Source organism: Pseudomonas sp. 67(2021), from assembly GCF_017491835.1.
Lineage (GTDB): Bacteria > Pseudomonadota > Gammaproteobacteria > Pseudomonadales > Pseudomonadaceae > Aquipseudomonas > Aquipseudomonas atacamensis.
The window spans coordinates 1-17,800 of the sequence record NZ_JAFGYL010000031.1 but is presented as its reverse complement, the minus strand read 5'-3'; the positions used below and the strand labels follow the sequence as shown (position 1 = coordinate 17,800).

Below are 17,800 nucleotides of genomic sequence, written 5' to 3'. Positions count from 1 at the left end.
CGGTTTTTGGAGAAGCTCATGACCCTGCTCAAATTCAGCGATGTGTCCCTTGCGTTCGGCGCTATGCCGTTGTTGGACAAGGTGTCCTGGCAGATCGCCCGTGGTGAGCGGGTGTGCATCATCGGCCGCAATGGCACTGGCAAGTCCAGCATGATGAAACTGGTCAAGGGCGACCAGAAGCCCGATGACGGCTCGGTGTGGCGTGCCCCCGGTCTGAAAATCGGCGAATTGCCGCAAGAATTGCCGGTTGCCGACGATCGGACGGTATTCGACGTGGTGGCTGAAGGCCTCGACGGTGTTGGCGCCTTGCTCGCCGAATACCATCACCTGAGCCAGAACATCGTCACCGACGCCGATCTGGACAAGCTGATGCACGTTCAGCACGACCTCGAAGCCCGTGACGGCTGGCGCTTGCAGACGCTGGTCGACAGCACCCTCAGCCGCCTGCAACTGCCGGCCGACAAGACTCTCGCCGAACTCTCCGGCGGCTGGCGTCGTCGCGTGCTGCTGGCGCAGGCGCTGGTGTCCGAACCGGACCTGCTGCTGCTCGACGAACCGACCAACCACCTGGACATCGGTGCGATTGCCTGGCTCGAAGAGGCGCTGAAAGATTTCCAGGGCGCCGTGCTGTTCATCACGCACGACCGTTCCTTCCTGCAAAACCTCGCCACGCGCATCCTCGAACTGGATCGCGGTGGGCTGATTGACTGGAACGGCGACTACGCCAGTTTCCTGGTGCACAAAGAGGCCGCGCTGGCCGCTGAAGAAACCGCCAACGCGCTGTTCGACAAGCGTCTGGCTCAGGAAGAGGTGTGGATCCGTCAGGGTATCAAGGCCCGCCGCACTCGTAACGAAGGTCGCGTACGCGCCCTCAAAGCCCTGCGCGTTGAGCGCAGTGAGCGTCGCGAGCGTACCGGCAAGGCCAACATCCAGCTGGAAACCGCGGACAAATCCGGCAAGCAGGTGATGGTGCTCGAGAACGTGAGCTTCGCGCACCCGGGCGGGCCGTTCCTGATCAAGGATTTCTCCATGGTCCTGCAGCGCGGCGACCGTATCGGTCTGCTCGGCGCCAACGGTACCGGCAAGACCACCCTGTTGAAACTGATGCTCAGCGGTCTGCAACCGACCAGCGGTAAAGTGGAAGAGGGCACCCGGATTGACGTCGCCTACTTTGACCAGTTGCGCCATCAGCTGGATCTGGAAAAAACCGTGATCGACAACGTCGCCGAAGGTCGCGACTTCATCGACATCGACGGGCAGAGCCGTCACGTGCTGAGCTATCTCGGCGACTTCCTGTTCAGCCCGCAGCGTGCGAGGACGCCGGTCAAGGCGTTGTCCGGTGGCGAGCGTGCGCGTCTGTTGCTGGCGAAGCTGTTCAGCAAACCGGCGAACCTGCTGGTACTCGACGAACCGACCAACGACCTCGATGTGGAAACCCTCGAGCTGCTCGAAGAAGTGCTGCTGACCTTCAACGGCACCGTGCTGATGGTCAGCCACGACCGGGCATTCCTCGATAACGTGGTGACCAGCACCCTGGTCTTCGAAGGTGAAGGCAAGGTTCGTGAATATGTCGGCGGCTATCAGGACTGGATCCGTCAGGGCGGCTCGCCGCGTCTGTTGGGCGTGACTGAAAGCAAGTCGGGCAAGGCTGACCTGAACTCGGCGGTGGTTACCGCTGAGCCGGCACCGGTGGCTGCGCCTGCCGCTGCTGCTCCGGTTGCCAAGAAGAAACTGAGCTACAAGCTGCAGCGCGAGCTGGAAGCCTTGCCGGGCGACATCGACGCCAAGGAGCAGCAGATCGCCGCGGTTGAAGCGGAAATGGCTGAAGCCGGTTTCTACCAGCGTCCGCCGGCGGAAACGGCCAAAGTGATTGCTTCGCTGGAGCAATTACAGGCCGAGCTGGATGCGTTGGTGGAGCGTTGGGCCGAGCTGGATGCCTGATTGTTCCTGATGTAAAAAAGCCCGGCGCTCAGTGATGAGCGCCGGGCTTTTCATATGTAACGCGATCTACAGGCGGGAGCAGGTCACCTGTGGGAGCGAGCCTGCTCGCGAAAGCGGTGTGTCAGGCAGCACTCATATTGAATGTGCCGACGTATTCGCGAGCAGGCTCGCTCCCACAAAGAGCAAGACAGATCAACGTTTGACCAGGTGCACCGCCAGTACATCGCAAGGTGCGCCGTGCAGCACGTCATTCGCGGTCGAGCCGAGCAGCAGTGCCAAGCCATGACGGCCATGGCTTCCGACCACGATCAGATCGCACGCTTGTTCCTTGGCGAAATGATGGATTTCCTGGCGTGGCTGGCCGTAGGTCAGATGGCAATTGGCGCCTTCGAGCTCTGGATATTTCGATTTGAGTTTTTCAAGACGCTCCTTGGCCTGATCGAACTGCTGTTGTTGCAGTTGTGACAGGTCCATCGGCACGTCGCCACCGAAGGCCATGGCCATAGGTTCAACGATATGCACCAGCGATAACTTGGCAGCGTTGCTCACCGACAGCTCGCGGGCGCGGTGGATCACAGGGTCGCACTCTTCGGTCAGATCTACGGCGACCAGTATGTGGTGGTAGGGCATGAGGTGCTCCTCCTGAGGGTTCGATATTGGTAAGTATGGCTGGTTTCAAGCGCATTGGTTCGCAAGTGACACAATGGGCTCATCAAAAATCGGGAGTACAGATATGACGGTCTGGCTGGTGGTGTCAATCCTGCTGGTAGTTTTAAGTCCACTGGCATGGTTGCGCCCATCGCGCACGCAGAGCGGGCGCATGGCCCTGCGCATGGAGGCGCGACGCATCGGCCTGGCGATGCAGCTGGCGCCGCAGGAGTGGCCGCACTGGCTGCTGCCGGAGCCGCCGAATCCCTGCGCCCAGTTCCACCGGCCGCGGCGTGGCAGTCAACCGGCGTGCTGGACCTACTGGCAGAAAACCCCGGGCGTGTGGGTCAATCAATGGCAAGAAGTCTGCGATGACCGGACCCTGCTCGATTATTTCGAAAAATTGCCGGGGAATGTTTTCAAGATCGAAGCGGACAAGCAGATGATCGCCTTGTACTGGGGCGAGAAGGGCGAGGCGACGGTTCTGCAGGATATCGACGCGACGCTGAAAGCGCTGGCGTGAAACGGCGACTTTTCTCACTGCAACGGTGTGGAAGGTCTGGCAGACGCGCAATAAAAAGCCCGACATGATTCGTCGGGCGGGTTGGCCAGGCAGGCCGGTAATCTTTTTTTGCGGCAGGCGCTTCGATCGCCCCGGCAAATTTCCTCGCAGTCCCCCCAGCGTAGCCTTCTGAACAGGGCTCGGCGGAAATTAGGGCGACTTTTCTAACTATTGATTCTATGAATGGCTCAACATCGAGACGGGTGTTGCTGCTCATCATGGTGCAGAAATGACTGCAAAGTCGCATTTCAGCCCGAATTTAGGGCGATTGACAATTGTCAGAAATTCCGTGAAGGTGACGTACCCGAATCAAACGGGCGTATGAATTGAGCGTTTGTCTTACAGACTGCTCCTACAGAATCCCGACTATCGCGTTGGCGGGTGTGCCAGGCGGACGGTGTCAGTATCGACGAGCAAAGCGTCCTTCTGAGCCATAAGCCTGCGTCCGACGTGTACTGTTCAGCTTCCATATCGTGGAGATCAGTTGATGATTTACGAAGGTAAAGCCATCACGGTTAAAGCTCTTGAAAGTGGCATCGTCGAATTGAAATTCGACCTCAAGGGTGAGTCCGTCAACAAGTTCAACCGTCTAACCCTGAACGAACTGCGTCAGGCCGTAGACACCATCAAGGCAGATGCTTCGATCAAGGGCGTGATCGTCAGCAGCGGCAAGGACGTGTTCATCGTCGGCGCCGACATCACCGAATTTGTCGACAACTTCAAGCTGCCGGATGCCGAGCTGGTTGCTGGCAATCTCGAAGCCAACAAGATCTTCAGCGATTTCGAAGACCTCAACGTGCCAACCGTCGCGGCCATCAACGGCATCGCCCTCGGTGGCGGTCTGGAAATGTGCCTGGCGGCTGACTATCGCGTCATGTCCACCAAGGCCAAGATCGGTCTGCCGGAAGTCAAACTGGGCATCTACCCGGGCTTCGGCGGTACTGTGCGTCTGCCGCGTCTGATCGGTGTCGACAATGCCATCGAGTGGATTGCCGCCGGCAAGGAAAACCGTCCTGAAGACGCCCTGAAAGTCAGCGCCGTCGACGCCGTGGTTGCTCCAGAGAAGCTGCAGGAAGCTGCCCTTGAGCTGATCAAGCGCGCCATCTCCGGCGAGTTCGATTACAAGGCCAAGCGTCAACCGAAACTTGAAAAACTCAAGTTGAACGCCATTGAGCAAATGATGGCTTTCGAAACCGCCAAAGGTTTCGTGGCTGGCCAGGCCGGCCCGAACTACCCGGCGCCGGTTGAGGCGATCAAGACCATCCAGAAAGCCGCGAACTTCGGTCGCGACAAAGCGCTGGAAGTGGAAGCCGCAGGCTTCGTCAAACTGGCCAAGACCTCTGCTGCGCAGAGCCTGATCGGCCTGTTCCTGAACGATCAGGAACTGAAGAAAAAGGCCAAGGCCTACGACGAAATCGCCAAAGACGTGAAGCAGGCTGCCGTACTGGGCGCCGGCATCATGGGTGGCGGTATCGCCTATCAGTCGGCCTCCAAAGGCACGCCGATTCTGATGAAGGACATCAACGAGCACGGTATCGAGCAGGGTCTGGCCGAAGCCGCCAAGCTGCTGGTCGGCCGCGTTGACAAGGGTCGCATGACCGCTGCGAAGATGGCTGAAGTGCTCAACGGCATTCGTCCGACCCTGTCGTACGGCGACTTCGGTCACGTCGATCTGGTCGTCGAAGCTGTGGTCGAGAACCCGAAGGTCAAGCAAGCGGTGCTGGCTGAAGTCGAAGACAAGGTCAAAGAGGACACTATCCTCGCGTCCAACACCTCGACCATTTCCATCAGCCTGCTGGCCAAGGCGCTCAAGCGTCCGGAAAACTTTGTCGGCATGCACTTCTTCAACCCAGTGCACATGATGCCGCTGGTGGAAGTGATCCGTGGCGAGAAGTCCAGCGAACTGGCGATCGCCACCACAGTTGCCTACGCGAAGAAAATGGGCAAGAACCCGATCGTCGTCAACGACTGCCCGGGCTTTTTGGTCAACCGCGTGCTGTTCCCGTACTTCGGCGGTTTCGCCAAGTTGGTCAGCGCCGGTGTCGACTTCGTCCGTATCGACAAAGTCATGGAAAAATTCGGCTGGCCGATGGGTCCTGCGTACCTGATGGACGTGGTCGGCATCGACACCGGTCACCACGGTCGCGACGTCATGGCTGAAGGTTTCCCGGATCGCATGAAGGATGACCGTCGTTCGGCCATCGACGTGCTGTACGAAGCCAAACGCCTGGGCCAGAAGAACGGCAAGGGCTTCTACGCCTACGAGGCCGACAAGAAAGGCAAGCAGAAGAAAGTCGCCGATCCGTCGGTACTCGAAGTGCTCAAGCCGATCGTTTACGAGCAGCGCGAAGTCACTGACGAAGACATCATCAACTGGATGATGATCCCGCTGTGCCTGGAAACCGTGCGTTGCCTGGAAGACGGCATCGTTGAAACCGCCGCCGAAGCCGACATGGGTCTGGTTTACGGTATCGGTTTCCCTCCATTCCGTGGCGGTGCGCTGCGCTACATCGATTCGATCGGTGTTGCCGAGTTCGTTGCCCTGGCTGACCAGTACGCTGATTTGGGCGCGCTGTACCACCCGACCGCGAAGCTGCGCGAAATGGCCAAGAACGGCCAGAGCTTCTTCGGTTAAGCGCCCCCAACTAGAGTGAGAGTGAACTTATGAGCTTGAATCCTAGAGACGTCGTGATTGTCGACTTCGGTCGTACTCCGATGGGCCGCTCCAAGGGCGGCATGCACCGCAACACCCGCGCCGAAGACATGTCGGCGCACCTGATCAGCAAACTGCTGGAACGCAACAGCAAGGTCGACCCGGCGGAAGTCGAGGACGTGATCTGGGGCTGCGTCAACCAGACCCTGGAGCAGGGCTGGAACATCGCGCGCATGGCGTCGCTGATGACCCAGATCCCGCACACTTCTGCTGGCCAGACCGTCAGTCGCCTGTGCGGTTCGTCGATGAGCGCGCTGCACACCGCTGCGCAAGCGATCATGACCGGCAACGGTGACGTGTTCGTGGTCGGCGGCGTCGAGCACATGGGTCACGTGAGCATGATGCACGGTGTCGATCCGAACCCGCACATGTCGCTGTACGCGGCGAAAGCCTCGGGCATGATGGGGCTGACAGCTGAAATGCTTGGCAAGATGCACGGCATCACTCGTGAGCAACAGGATGCCTTTGGCGTGCGTTCCCACCAGTTGGCCCACAAGGCAACCGTGGAAGGCAAGTTCAAGGACGAAATCATCCCGATGCAGGGTTACGACGAGAACGGTTTCCTGAAACTGTACGACTACGACGAAACCATTCGTCCGGAAACCACCCTGGAAAGTCTGGCGGCGCTCAAGCCGGCCTTCAACCCGAAGGGCGGCACCGTGACTGCCGGTACTTCGTCGCAGATCACTGACGGTGCTTCTTGCATGATCGTGATGTCGGCGCAGCGTGCCCAGGACCTGGGTATCCAGCCTATGGCGGTGATCCGTTCGATGGCAGTGGCAGGTGTGGATCCGGCAATCATGGGCTATGGTCCAGTGCCGGCAACACAGAAAGCCCTGAAGCGCGCAGGCCTTGGCATCAACGATATCGACTTCTTCGAGCTCAACGAAGCTTTCGCTGCACAGGCCTTGCCAGTGCTGAAAGATCTGAAAGTGCTCGACAAGATGAACGAGAAGGTTAACCTGCACGGCGGCGCGATCGCCCTGGGTCACCCGTTCGGTTGCTCCGGTGCACGTATTTCCGGCACCCTGTTGAACGTGATGAAGCAGAATAGCGGCACCTTCGGGGTGGCCACTATGTGCATTGGTCTCGGCCAAGGCATCTCCACCGTCTTCGAACGCGTTTAAGCGTCTCGTCGATGGAAGCCGGGGCCCAGTGCCCCGGTTTTTGTTTTTGGGTTTTTTATTTATTTTTGAAAAGATTTCAGTGAGGGCCGAAGCATGCCGATACAACCTGGGCTCTACCAACATTACAAAGGTCCGCAATACCGTGTATTCAGTGTTGCGCGGCATTCCGAAACCGAAGAAGAAGTAGTCTTTTACCAAGCCCTGTATGGCGATTACGGCTTTTGGGTGCGCCCGTTGAGCATGTTCGTCGAGTCGGTCGAGGTTGACGGCGAGCAGGTGCCGCGCTTTGCTTTGGTGCAAGCTGAACCGAGCCTTTTTGACAAGGCATGAGGCGACTGCGCAGACAACCCTGCGCTTGACCTCACCTTGTATCAACTATATATAGCGGTGCCGCGTCAGGCGCCAACCGCCTTTCACTTCTAGAATTCAGGAATTTTCTGATCCATGGGCAAATCGCTGGTCATTGTGGAATCCCCGGCTAAGGCCAAGACCATCAACAAGTATCTGGGTAACCAATACGTGGTGAAGTCGAGTATCGGCCATATCCGAGACCTGCCCACCAGCGGTTCGGCTAGCGCCAGCAAAGAGCCAGCAGCCAAGCGCGGCAAGGCTGCTGCGGGCGAAGGTCCGGTGCTCTCGCCGAAAGAGAAAGCGCGCAAGCAGCTGGTCTCGCGCATGGGCGTCGATCCCGAGCACGGCTGGAAAGCCCAGTACGAGATCCTTCCCGGCAAAGAGAAGGTCATCGAAGAGCTGCGCCGGCTCGCCAAGGATGCTGACACCATCTATCTCGCAACCGACTTGGATCGCGAGGGGGAAGCCATTGCCTGGCACCTGCGCGAAGCCATCGGTGGTGATGACAGCCGTTACAAGCGTGTGGTGTTCAACGAAATCACCAAGAAGGCGATTCAGGAAGCCTTCTCCGAGCCGGGCGAGCTGGACATTGATCGTGTCAACGCCCAGCAGGCGCGTCGTTTCCTCGACCGCGTCGTCGGCTACATGGTCTCGCCGCTGCTGTGGGCCAAGATCGCCCGTGGTCTGTCCGCCGGTCGCGTGCAATCGGTTGCCGTGAAACTGGTGGTCGAGCGTGAGCGCGAAATCCGTGCGTTCAATCCCGAAGAATACTGGGAAGTGCATGCCGATCTCGGCACTGCCAAAGGCTCGACCGTGCGTTTCGAAGTGGCTCGCGAAAAAGGCGAAGCCTTCAAGCCGCTGAACGAAGCCCAGGCCATGGCTGCGTTGGAAAAGCTCAAGTCCTCCAGCTACAGCATCGTCAAGCGCGAAGACAAACCGACCAGCAGCAAGCCGTCGGCGCCGTTCATCACGTCGACCTTGCAGCAGGCTGCGAGCAACCGCCTTGGTTTCGGCGTGAAGAAAACCATGATGATGGCCCAGCGTCTGTACGAAGCCGGCTACATCACTTACATGCGTACCGACTCGACCAATCTCTCGGCCGACGCCGTGGCGATGGCGCGCACTTACATCGAAGACGAGTTCGGCAAGAAGTACCTGCCGGAAACGCCGAACGTCTACAGCAGCAAGGAAGGCGCGCAAGAGGCTCACGAAGCGATTCGTCCGTCCGACGCCAACACTACGCCAAGCAAGCTGGCGGGCATGGAGCGTGATGCCGAGCGTCTGTACGAGCTGATCTGGCGCCAATTCCTCGCCTGCCAGATGCTGCCGGCGCAGTACCTGTCGACCACCGTCAGCGTCGGCGCTGGCGACTTCGAGCTGCGCGCCAAGGGCCGTATCCTCAAGTTCGACGGTTACACCCGGGTGATGCCGCAGATTGCCAAGCCTGGCGATGATGACGTGCTGCCGGACATGGCCCAGGGCGATGTGATGAAGCTGATCAAGCTCGATCCGTCGCAGCATTTCACCAAACCACCGGCGCGTTACTCCGAGGCCAGTCTGGTCAAGGAGATGGAAAAGCGCGGCATCGGTCGTCCTTCGACCTACGCTGCGATCATTTCGACCATTCAGGATCGCGGTTATGTGACCCTGCACAACCGTCGTTTCTACTCGGAAAAGATGGGCGACATCGTCACCGAGCGTCTGTCCGAGAGCTTCTCCAATCTCATGGACTACGGCTTCACCGCCGGCATGGAAGAGAACCTCGATGACGTGGCGCAGGGCGAGCGCGACTGGAAAAATGTGCTGGACGAGTTCTACGGCGACTTCAAGAAGAAGCTCGAAGTAGCGGAAAACCCGGACAGCGGCATGCGCGCCAACCAGCCGGTCATGACTGACATTCCGTGCACCACCTGCGGTCGTCCGATGCAGATTCGTACCGCATCGACTGGCGTGTTCCTCGGCTGCTCGGGCTACAGCCTGCCGCCGAAAGAACGCTGCAAGGCTACCGTCAACCTGGTGCCGGGCGATGAAATCGCCGCAGACGACGAGGGCGAATCGGAATCGCTGGTACTGCGTGGCAAGCATCGCTGCCCGATCTGCAGCACGGCGATGGACGCCTACCTGCTGGACGAAAAGCGCAAGCTGCACATCTGCGGCAACAACCCGGATTGCGCCGGTTACGAAATTGAAGAAGGCAGCTATCGCATCAAGGGCTATGAAGGTCCGAGTCTGGAATGCGATAAGTGCGGCAGTGAGATGCAGCTCAAGACCGGCCGTTTCGGCAAGTTCTTCGGTTGCACCAACCCGGAGTGCAAGAACACCCGCAAGCTGCTGAAGAGCGGTGACGCGGCGCCGCCGAAGATGGATCCGGTGAAGATGCCTGAGCTGAAATGCGAAAAGGTCAACGACACCTATATCCTGCGCGATGGTGCGTCCGGTCTGTTCCTGGCCGCCAGTCAGTTCCCGAAAAACCGCGAGACCCGCGCTCCGTTGGTGATCGAGATTCTGCCGCACAAGGACGAGATCGATCCGAAGTACCACTTCCTGTGCGAGGCTCCGCAAAAGGATCCTGACGGTCTGCCAGCGGTCATCCGCTACAGCCGCAAGACCAAGGAGCAATACGTACAGACCGAGGTCGACGGCAAGCCGACAGGCTGGAAAGCGTATTACGACGGTGGCAAGTGGACTGTTGAAGACAAGCGCAGCGCAAAGGCCAAGGCTGAGTAAGCGCTAGTCTGAACAGCAAAAAGGCCGCATGAACCCTTCGGGGTTTCATGCGGCCTTTTTGTTTTGTGCTTGCGCTGGCATCGGCTGATCCATGACACTGCCGGGCCTGTGTGAAGCAATTATTTCGTTGTGGAGGCTGCCGTCATGGCCCACGAACTCTATACCCGCACCAACCAGAAGATCTATTTCGCCGGCCTGTCACTCGAAGCTCTGGCTCGTGCTGAAGAGGGGCGGGCGATGAATTCTCTGGCGCTGATCCAGGCCGGGCGTGAGTCGGCGCTGTTTCACCTCTACGGCGCACTGCTGGGCTTGTGTCATGAGATCGCTGGCTTTTATCGTCTGCCGCAGGCCAATTCGCCGAGGGCAGAGGAGTTGCTGAGGCGCGAAGTGCTGGAATCGATAGCGATCCCGGAGCTGGCGGAAATGGTCGAGCTGGCCGGCAATCCGGAAACCTGGCTGGCGAAACTGCTGGCAGCGCACGCAGCACTGTTTCAGCCACCGAGGGCGCCACGCAAGCCGAAAGGCGACGTGACGCAGCCGCTGATTCAAGCGATTAATCTTGATGAAGAAGAGGCGCCAGAAGAGCTCAGTCGAGATGAGCTGGAGAGCTGGCGGCAGAACCTCAAGGGCCTGGCCCTGCGTTTCCGGGAAGGCTTGAACGAGTGCTGAGGTAGTTTGGCGCAGTGGCAATCTGAAACATGCTGCTGGTCAAGATCCTGAGCGAAGCTCGAATGATGTCTATATAATCGCTGCCTTTCGTGGAGAACAGACCTATATGCCAACGTCCTTTCTAGAAATTGTCGAGTTACCAGACGGCCGAATCGAACTGCGCAGGGCTGAGGACGAAGGTTCTCTGGTGACGCTGGATTTCTCCGAGGATGCCAAAGCGTTCCTGCAGGGCCAGCACGTTGAAATCGCCAAAGCGATGTTGAGCGTTGGCGTGCAGATGGCGGGTCGTATGGTTGAAGGCGAGTTTGATAAGGAAGAGGGGCCGCGGGTTCTTCATTGATTCACGCTTTGGCCTTTGCTCGGTCGCTTGCGCTTCAGATCGGCTTCTCTGTCCTTGGAGAAGCCCTGCGCTTCACACAGCGCGCATTACCAATCAATCAACCCAAACGAATGTTCAGGCTCTGAGCTTCGCCCGTACGCGCGGCGCTGATCAGTTGTTGCCTCGAATTGGCATTCAACGGGTTCAGCCAGGTCACCACGGTGTGGCTGCGACCCAGTCGCAACGCTTCGCACGCCAGTTGCTGAGCGCTCTGCGTGCCACGCGGTTGCAGCAGCAGGATGCGTTCGCGGTTCAGGCCGGCATCGCGCAGCCAGGTTTGTGTCAGGCTGGCGGGTGGGGCGATTAGCGTCAGCCAGCGAGCATCCTGATCCTCGCTGAGCTCACGCAGGATCGGGGCGAGCAGGTTCAGGCAGTTCCCGGCCGCACCGCGCAGTGATAGCTCACTGAAGGCGTCAGGTTTGGCATTCCAGTCACGCTCGACCACGTCTTTGAGGATCGGCGCTATCGGCTGCGCCAGAAACGCTTCAAACAAAGGCAGTTGTGTTTGCTGAGGTGTGTGTGGGAACTGCATGGAGCCTCCTTTAGCGGCGAATGACGCCGACACTCAAGCCTTCGATCACCAGTTCCTGATCTTTCAGGTCGACTTCGATAGGGGCGAACTCGGGATTTTCAGCGATCAGCCAGACTTTGCTGCCTTCACGCTTGAAGCGTTTGACCGTCACTTCGTCGCCGATACGCGCAACCACAACCTGGCCGTTACGCGCTTCGCGGGTGGTATGTACTGCCAGCAGGTCGCCGTCGAAGATGCCGATATCCTTCATGCTCATGCCGTGCACACGCAATAGGTAGTCGGCGCGAGGATGGAAGAAGGTCGGGTTGATGTTGCAGGATTCTTCGATGTGCTGCTGGGCGAGGATCGGCGCGCCGGCAGCCACTCGGCCAATGATCGGCAGGGTGGAGTCGTCGGCCTTGGCTTCGAAGCCGGGAATACGGATGCCGCGGGAAGCGCCTGGGGTCATCTCGATCGCGCCTTTGCGGGCGAGGGCCTTGAGATGTTCTTCCGCCGCGTTGGGCGATTTGAAACCCAGTTCCTGAGCGATTTCTGCACGGGTGGGCGGATAGCCGTTGTCTTCGAGGCAACGTTTGATAAAGGCCAGAATCTCGGCTTGGCGTGGCGTCAGCTTTAGCATATTGATCGCTCTGTCTTTTTATACAGTGACTGGGATTATATACAGTGAAGCGGTCTTGGCAATGGGCGTTTTTTTGCCGCCCGCCGAGCGGTCGCGCAGGGCACTTATTAATGCTGGCGCCTTGTGTGGTTAAATAGCTGACCGACCATTCCCAAAACGAACCGGCAGGCTTGACAAGGCACAGGCTGAAACGTATGTTTCAAACAAGTGTTTGTCAGGCGGAGTAGCCATGGCCCAGTCGGAAACCGTTGAACGCATTCTTGATGCTGCCGAGCAGTTGTTCGCGGAGAAAGGATTCGCTGAAACCTCATTGCGTTTGATCACCAGCAAGGCTGGCGTCAATCTGGCTGCGGTGAATTATCACTTCGGCTCGAAAAAGGCGCTGATCCAGGCGGTATTCTCGCGCTTTCTCGGTCCGTTCTGCGTGAGCCTCGATAAAGAGCTGGAGCGCCGTCAGGCCAAGCCTGAGAACAAGCCGACCCTCGAGGAGTTGCTAGAAATTCTCGTCGAGCAGGCGCTCGTCGTGCAGCCCCGCAGCGGTAACGATCTGTCGATCTTCATGCGCTTGCTCGGCCTCGCGTTCAGCCAGAGCCAGGGCCACTTGCGGCGTTATCTGGAAGACATGTACGGCAAGGTGTTTCGCCGCTACATGCTGCTGGTCAATGAAGCGGCGCCACGCATTCCGCCGATCGAACTGTTCTGGCGCGTGCACTTCATGCTTGGCGCCGCTGCGTTCAGCATGTCCGGGATCAAGGCCTTGCGCGCAATTGCCGAGACCGATTTCGGCGTCAATACCTCCATCGAACAAGTGATGCGCCTGATGGTGCCGTTCCTCGCTGCCGGCATGCGCGCCGAAACCGGCGTCACCGATACAGCCATGGCCAGCGCGCAATTGCGTCCGCGCAGCAAATCCATGCCGGTCGCCGCCAAGGTTTGACCGCGCACGGGTGGGCGCGGCAGCTGGTATCCGCTAAGCTAGCCGGCCATGCCGACTCTCGTACTGATTCCGATCTGCATGAATTCTGCTGACCGTCCGGGCAATGCCCACGGTAGCGAATGCGAGCAGATCGGGTTTTTCGTTTTCAAGGAATCTCTATGACTGCTGGCCTGCAAGGCTCGTTGATGGTGGACGTCGCCGGTACCTGGCTGACGGCCGAAGATCGCCAATTGTTGCGTCAGCCCGAAGTGGGCGGCCTGATCATTTTCGCCCGCAACATCGAGCATCCACGCCAGGTACGCGAACTGAGCGCCGCGATCCGCGCGATTCGCCCGGATCTGCTGCTGGCGGTGGATCAAGAGGGCGGGCGCGTGCAGCGCCTGCGTCAGGGTTTCGTCCGTCTACCAGCGATGCGCGCCATCGCCGATAACCCGAATGCAGAGTATCTCGCCAAGCAATGCGGCTGGATCATGGCCACCGAAGTGCTGGCGGTCGGGCTCGATCTGAGTTTCGCCCCTGTATTGGACCTGGACTATCAGCGCAGCGCTGTGGTCGGTACCCGTTCCTTCGAAGGCGATCCCGAGCGCGCAGCCTTGCTCGCCGGTGCATTCATTCGCGGCATGAACAGCGCCGGCATGGCCGCCACTGGCAAACATTTCCCGGGCCACGGCTGGGCCGAAGCAGACTCCCACGTGGCGATCCCGAACGACGAGCGCAGTCTCGACGAAATCCGCGCCAATGATCTGGTGCCCTTCGCCCGTTTGAGCAAGCAGTTGGCCGCCGTCATGCCGGCCCACGTCATTTATCCGCAAGTCGACTCGCAGCCCGCCGGTTTCTCCCGACGCTGGCTGCAGGAGATCCTGCGCGGCGAATTGCAGTTCGATGGCGTGATCTTCAGCGATGATCTGTCGATGGCCGGCGCCCACGTGGTCGGCGACGCTGCCAGCCGCATCGAAGCCGCGCTGAGTGCTGGTTGCGACATGGGTCTGGTGTGCAACGACCGCGCGGCAGCCGAGCTGGCGTTGAGTGCCGCCCAGCGTATGAAGGTCAAGCCTTCCGCGCGCATCGCGAAGATGCGCGGGCAGGCCTTCGCCAGCACCGATTATCGTCAGGACCCGCGTTGGCTCACCGCCCTCGGCGCGCTCAAAGACGCTCAACTGATCGAGTAAGGATTTTTTCGTTATGACCGTTTACGCAATCATCGGTGGCACTGGCCTGACTCAGCTCGAAGGCCTGATCATTCGCCAGTCGCTGGCAGTCGACACCCCGTACGGCGCGCCTTCGGCCGAGGTGCAGATTGGTGAGTACGCCGGCAAGGAAGTGCTGTTCCTCGCCCGTCACGGTCACCCGCATCGTTTCCCGCCGCACAAGGTCAACTACCGCGCCAATCTGTGGGCGCTGAAGCAGGCGGGTGCCGAAGCGATCATCGCCGTGAATGCAGTGGGCGGGATTCATCCGGCCATGGGCACCGGGCATTTCTGCGTGCCGCACCAGATCGTCGACTACACCAGTGGGCGCGAGCACACCTATTTCGCCGATGATCTGGAACACGTCACCCACATCGATTTCAGCTTTCCCTACAGCGAGCCGTTGCGTCAGCAACTGATTGCCGCGGTCGCCGCCGAAGGCTGCGAATACAGCGATCAAGGCGTGTACGCCTGCACCCAGGGTCCGCGTCTGGAAACGGTCGCCGAGATCGTGCGACTGGAGCGTGACGGCTGCGACATCGTCGGCATGACCGGCATGCCGGAAGCGGCGCTGGCCCGCGAGCTGGATCTGGATTACGCCTGTCTGGCGCTGGTGGTGAATCCGGCAGCCGGCAAAACCACCGAAGTCATCACCATGGCTGAAATCGAGCAGGCCCTGCACGATGGCATGGGCAAGGTGAAATCGACGCTGGCCCGGGTGCTGGCCAGCTAAGGACTGTCCATGAGCATTTTCATCGAGCGGCTTAAAGGGCTGACATGGACCCACGCATTCAGTAGCAAGGCGTTGGCCAAGGCCCGGGCTTATGCCGCCGATGACCGGGTCGAGATCCTCGAGATCGATGACAGGAAGATTGAGGCGTTCTGCGTCGGTTCTCACCCCCAGACGTATGCGCAAAGCATTTACCTGTCCGAAGATCGGCTGGGGTCGGTAAACCTGCGTTGCCTGTGCAGCTGTCCTGTTGCAATCGACTGCAAGCACAGCGCAGCGGTGCTCTATCACCTGCTGGGCACTGGCGAGGATGCGTCTGGAAGTGACGCGCAGACCCCGTTGGGACGAGCGCTGGAGCATTGGCTTTCGACAATTCCCGTGCCGGCCAAGCCCGCTGAAGAAAGTGCGCAAACCGCAGGTACGCGTCTGTTTTACAAGCTCAAGCCGACGTCTGCGAACGGCAAGTGGCTGCTGGATATTTTCAAGGTCTACCAGCTCAAGAGCGGCGAGTTACGCGAAGTCAAACCGATGTACTCGCTCGCGGAAATGCTCATGCGCCAGCCCGGCTACCTGTCCGAGCTGGATCTGCGCATCGCCCGGCTGTTGGTCGCCATGCATTCCCATCACGCCTATTACAGCGGCTATCCGCTGGAAGGCAGCAGTGGCGCCGAACTGCTGGAAATGCTCCTGCGCACCTCGCGGCTGTTCCTCGACTTCGAAGACCTGCGAGCGCTGACACCGGGGGCGAAACGCGTGGGTCAGTTCTCTTGGGCTGAGCAGGCCGATGGCGGATTCCGCGCGCAATGGAGCAGTGCCGAAGCCGCGCAGGAAACCGTGCTGGCGCTGGAGCCGCTTTATTATCTTGATCGCGAGCAGCGCCAGGTTGGCCCGCTGTTCACTGAGCTGGAAGAAAAACTCGCCTGTCATTTGACCCAGGCGCCAGATATTCCGGCGCGTCAGGCCATGCAGTTCAGCCATCGCATGAGCGCGGCGACCCAAATTGCGCCACCGCACAAACTCACCGAACGGATCATCGATGACGTGCTGCCGCAGCCGCAACTGACCCTGGTCAGCGGCCGAGAACGCTCGCGCTGGGAATATGTGCTGGAGCACCGCGCCGCTCTGCTGTTTACCTACAACGGTCATCCGGCGGTGGATCGCAACCCGGAAGTGATGATCCTCAACGGCAGCGAAACCCAGCGCATTAAGCGTCAACCGGCGCTGGAAAAGAAGCTGCGCCAGAACCTGCAAAAACATGGCTTCAAGAAAGCCACGCGCAAGAGTGCAATGGATCGTCCTGGCGAGATGTTTACCTTGCCGGATGATTCCGCCTGGCTCGGGTTCATGCACGAAGGGCTGGCCACACTGCGCGCCGCAGACTGGAAAATCGAGATCAGTCCCGGTTTCCATTTCGATGTACAACCGGTTGAACAGTGGTACGCCGAGGTCGAAGAAGAGGCCACGCATCAGTGGTTTGATCTGCAGTTGGGTATCGTCGTCAACGGCGAACGTTACAGCTTGCTGCCGATCCTTCTGCACCTGTTGCGAACCCAGCCGCGCTTGCTCGACCCGGTCAATCTGGCGCAGCGCAGCGATGATGAAAAACTCCTGATCGAGCTCAAGCCCAGCGGTTTTGGCGAACCGGCGGGCGCCAAAGTCGCGTTGCCGCTGAGTCGGGTCAAACCGCTGATGGCGACGCTGGGCGAGTTGTACCTGGGCGGCCATCAGGGTGATGCGCTGCGCTTGACCGCTCCAGACGCCGCGCGCCTGAGTATGCTCGATGGCGTGCCGCTGGATTGGCAGGGCGGAGAACGTCTGCGCACTTTTGCCAAGCGTCTGCAGAATTCCAGTCACGCCCAGGTTGCTGCGCCGGACGGCCTCAACGCGCAGCTGCGTCCGTATCAGCTCGAAGGCCTGAACTGGATGCAGACCCTGCGCGAGCTGGAGGTCGGCGGCATTCTGGGCGATGACATGGGCCTGGGTAAAACCCTGCAGACCCTGGCGCATCTGCTCACGGAGAAACACGCCGGGCGTCTGGACTGTCCGGCACTGGCGGTGATGCCCACCAGCCTGATTCCCAACTGGCTCGACGAAGCCGAGCGCTTCACGCCGCAGTTGAAAGTCCTGGCGCTGCACGGCACCGGGCGGCAAAAGGACTTTGCCAATCTGGGCGCATACGACTTGGTGCTGACCACTTACGCATTGCTGCCCAGGGATCTGGAAATCTTGCAGCCGCAGTCGTGGAGCGTGCTGATTCTCGACGAGGCGCAGAACATCAAGAACCCGCTGAGCAAAGCCGCCCAGGCCGCCCGTGACTTGCAGGCCCGTCAGCGCTTGTGTCTGAGCGGTACGCCGCTGGAAAACCACCTCGGTGAGCTGTGGTCGCAGTTCCATTTCCTCATGCCCGGCTGGCTCGGCGACAGCAAATCCTTCAACCGCGATTACCGCACGCCGATCGAAAAGCAAGGCAATGTGCAGCGCATGCAGCACCTGACCGCGCGCATCAAGCCGTTTTTGCTGCGGCGCAAGAAGGATCAGGTCGCCACCGAGTTGCCGCCGAAAACCGAGATCATCCACTGGGTCGAACTCAGCGATGGTCAGCGCGACGTGTACGAAACCATGCGCCTGGCGATGGACAAGAAGGTCCGTGACGAGATCACTCGCAAAGGCGTGGCACG

At 59.6% G+C, this 17,800-nt stretch carries 15 protein-coding genes; 12 read left to right on the top strand and 3 right to left on the bottom strand.

What is annotated here, in order from left to right:
• Positions 1-18: 18 nt before the first annotated feature.
• Positions 19-1,941 carry an ATP-binding cassette domain-containing protein gene (locus J5M66_RS24965; RefSeq protein WP_039760799.1) on the top strand — a complete coding sequence of 641 codons (1,923 nt, stop codon included), beginning with the start codon at positions 19-21 and terminating at the stop codon, positions 1,939-1,941.
• 192 nt (positions 1,942-2,133) lie between these two features.
• Here the strand turns inward: J5M66_RS24965 and J5M66_RS24960 are convergent, their stop codons facing one another.
• Complete coding sequence (locus tag J5M66_RS24960; RefSeq protein ID WP_016775498.1) at positions 2,134-2,571, bottom strand: universal stress protein; 438 nt, start codon at positions 2,569-2,571, stop codon at positions 2,134-2,136.
• A gap of 103 nt (positions 2,572-2,674) precedes the next feature.
• Between J5M66_RS24960 and J5M66_RS24955 the strand changes: the two genes are divergently transcribed.
• From J5M66_RS24955 to J5M66_RS24925, 7 genes are all read left to right on the top strand, one after another.
• Positions 2,675-3,112 (top strand): hypothetical protein, encoded by a 438-nt coding sequence (locus J5M66_RS24955; protein WP_110603450.1) that lies wholly within the window; start codon positions 2,675-2,677, stop codon positions 3,110-3,112.
• A gap of 526 nt (positions 3,113-3,638) precedes the next feature.
• Complete coding sequence (fadB, locus tag J5M66_RS24950) at positions 3,639-5,786, top strand: fatty acid oxidation complex subunit alpha FadB (RefSeq protein WP_024013640.1); 2,148 nt, start codon at positions 3,639-3,641, stop codon at positions 5,784-5,786.
• Positions 5,787-5,815: 29 nt separating this feature from the next.
• Complete coding sequence (fadA, locus tag J5M66_RS24945) at positions 5,816-6,991, top strand: acetyl-CoA C-acyltransferase FadA (protein ID WP_016775495.1); 1,176 nt, start codon at positions 5,816-5,818, stop codon at positions 6,989-6,991.
• Positions 6,992-7,084: 93 nt separating this feature from the next.
• Positions 7,085-7,321, top strand: a complete 237-nt coding sequence (locus J5M66_RS24940) for a DUF1653 domain-containing protein (RefSeq protein ID WP_016775494.1) — start codon at positions 7,085-7,087, stop codon at positions 7,319-7,321.
• Positions 7,322-7,435: 114 nt separating this feature from the next.
• A complete protein-coding gene (gene topA, locus J5M66_RS24935) occupies positions 7,436-10,069 on the top strand; it encodes a type I DNA topoisomerase (RefSeq protein ID WP_016775493.1) in 2,634 nt (877 codons plus the stop codon).
• 144 nt (positions 10,070-10,213) lie between these two features.
• Positions 10,214-10,738 carry a DUF6586 family protein gene (locus J5M66_RS24930; RefSeq protein ID WP_095182364.1) on the top strand — a complete coding sequence of 175 codons (525 nt, stop codon included), beginning with the start codon at positions 10,214-10,216 and terminating at the stop codon, positions 10,736-10,738.
• 106 nt (positions 10,739-10,844) lie between these two features.
• The gene (locus J5M66_RS24925; protein ID WP_003226592.1) at positions 10,845-11,078 is read left to right on the top strand and encodes a hypothetical protein; all 234 of its coding nucleotides are present in this window, start codon (positions 10,845-10,847) and stop codon (positions 11,076-11,078) included.
• A 97-nt stretch (positions 11,079-11,175) separates the two neighbouring features.
• Here J5M66_RS24925 and sulA read toward each other — a convergent pair whose 3' ends face one another.
• Together sulA and lexA are read right to left on the bottom strand one after the other, a co-directional pair.
• Positions 11,176-11,649: an SOS-induced cell division inhibitor SulA gene (sulA, locus tag J5M66_RS24920; protein WP_041477346.1), complete on the bottom strand. Its 474-nt coding sequence runs from the start codon at positions 11,647-11,649 to the stop codon at positions 11,176-11,178.
• Positions 11,650-11,659: 10 nt separating this feature from the next.
• On the bottom strand, positions 11,660-12,268 hold the full coding sequence (gene lexA / locus J5M66_RS24915) for a transcriptional repressor LexA (protein ID WP_016775490.1): 609 nt from the start codon (positions 12,266-12,268) through the stop codon (positions 11,660-11,662).
• Between the two features lie 229 nt (positions 12,269-12,497).
• Between lexA and J5M66_RS24910 the strand changes: the two genes are divergently transcribed.
• The 4 genes from J5M66_RS24910 to J5M66_RS24895 form a co-directional block, all read left to right on the top strand.
• Positions 12,498-13,205: a TetR/AcrR family transcriptional regulator gene (locus J5M66_RS24910; protein ID WP_016775489.1), complete on the top strand. Its 708-nt coding sequence runs from the start codon at positions 12,498-12,500 to the stop codon at positions 13,203-13,205.
• Between the two features lie 158 nt (positions 13,206-13,363).
• A complete protein-coding gene (gene nagZ / locus J5M66_RS24905; RefSeq protein ID WP_243433058.1) occupies positions 13,364-14,374 on the top strand; it encodes a beta-N-acetylhexosaminidase in 1,011 nt (336 codons plus the stop codon).
• Positions 14,375-14,387: 13 nt separating this feature from the next.
• Entirely contained in the window at positions 14,388-15,125 is a 738-nt protein-coding gene (locus J5M66_RS24900; RefSeq protein ID WP_056791517.1) for an S-methyl-5'-thioinosine phosphorylase, read from the top strand.
• Between the two features lie 9 nt (positions 15,126-15,134).
• Positions 15,135-17,800 (top strand): SNF2-related protein (locus tag J5M66_RS24895; RefSeq protein ID WP_207817508.1); only part of this gene is annotated, 2,666 nt, incomplete at its 3' end.

Bases quoted from the DNA above. Each gene is read 5' to 3' on its own strand.
- J5M66_RS24955 (WP_110603450.1), top strand. From the start codon at position 2,675: ATGACGGTCTGGCTGGTGGTGTCAATCCTGCTGGTAGTTTTAAGTCCA.
- nagZ (WP_243433058.1), top strand. From the start codon at position 13,364: ATGACTGCTGGCCTGCAAGGCTCGTTGATGGTGGACGTCGCCGGTACC.
- J5M66_RS24940 (WP_016775494.1), top strand. From the start codon at position 7,085: ATGCCGATACAACCTGGGCTCTACCAACATTACAAAGGTCCGCAATAC.
- lexA (WP_016775490.1), bottom strand. From the start codon at position 12,268: ATGCTAAAGCTGACGCCACGCCAAGCCGAGATTCTGGCCTTTATCAAA.
- J5M66_RS24930 (WP_095182364.1), top strand. From the start codon at position 10,214: ATGGCCCACGAACTCTATACCCGCACCAACCAGAAGATCTATTTCGCC.
- topA (WP_016775493.1), top strand. From the start codon at position 7,436: ATGGGCAAATCGCTGGTCATTGTGGAATCCCCGGCTAAGGCCAAGACC.
- fadB (WP_024013640.1), top strand. From the start codon at position 3,639: ATGATTTACGAAGGTAAAGCCATCACGGTTAAAGCTCTTGAAAGTGGC.
- sulA (WP_041477346.1), bottom strand. From the start codon at position 11,649: ATGCAGTTCCCACACACACCTCAGCAAACACAACTGCCTTTGTTTGAA.
- J5M66_RS24900 (WP_056791517.1), top strand. From the start codon at position 14,388: ATGACCGTTTACGCAATCATCGGTGGCACTGGCCTGACTCAGCTCGAA.
- J5M66_RS24965 (WP_039760799.1), top strand. From the start codon at position 19: ATGACCCTGCTCAAATTCAGCGATGTGTCCCTTGCGTTCGGCGCTATG.
- J5M66_RS24910 (WP_016775489.1), top strand. From the start codon at position 12,498: ATGGCCCAGTCGGAAACCGTTGAACGCATTCTTGATGCTGCCGAGCAG.
- J5M66_RS24925 (WP_003226592.1), top strand. From the start codon at position 10,845: ATGCCAACGTCCTTTCTAGAAATTGTCGAGTTACCAGACGGCCGAATC.
- J5M66_RS24960 (WP_016775498.1), bottom strand. From the start codon at position 2,571: ATGCCCTACCACCACATACTGGTCGCCGTAGATCTGACCGAAGAGTGC.
- fadA (WP_016775495.1), top strand. From the start codon at position 5,816: ATGAGCTTGAATCCTAGAGACGTCGTGATTGTCGACTTCGGTCGTACT.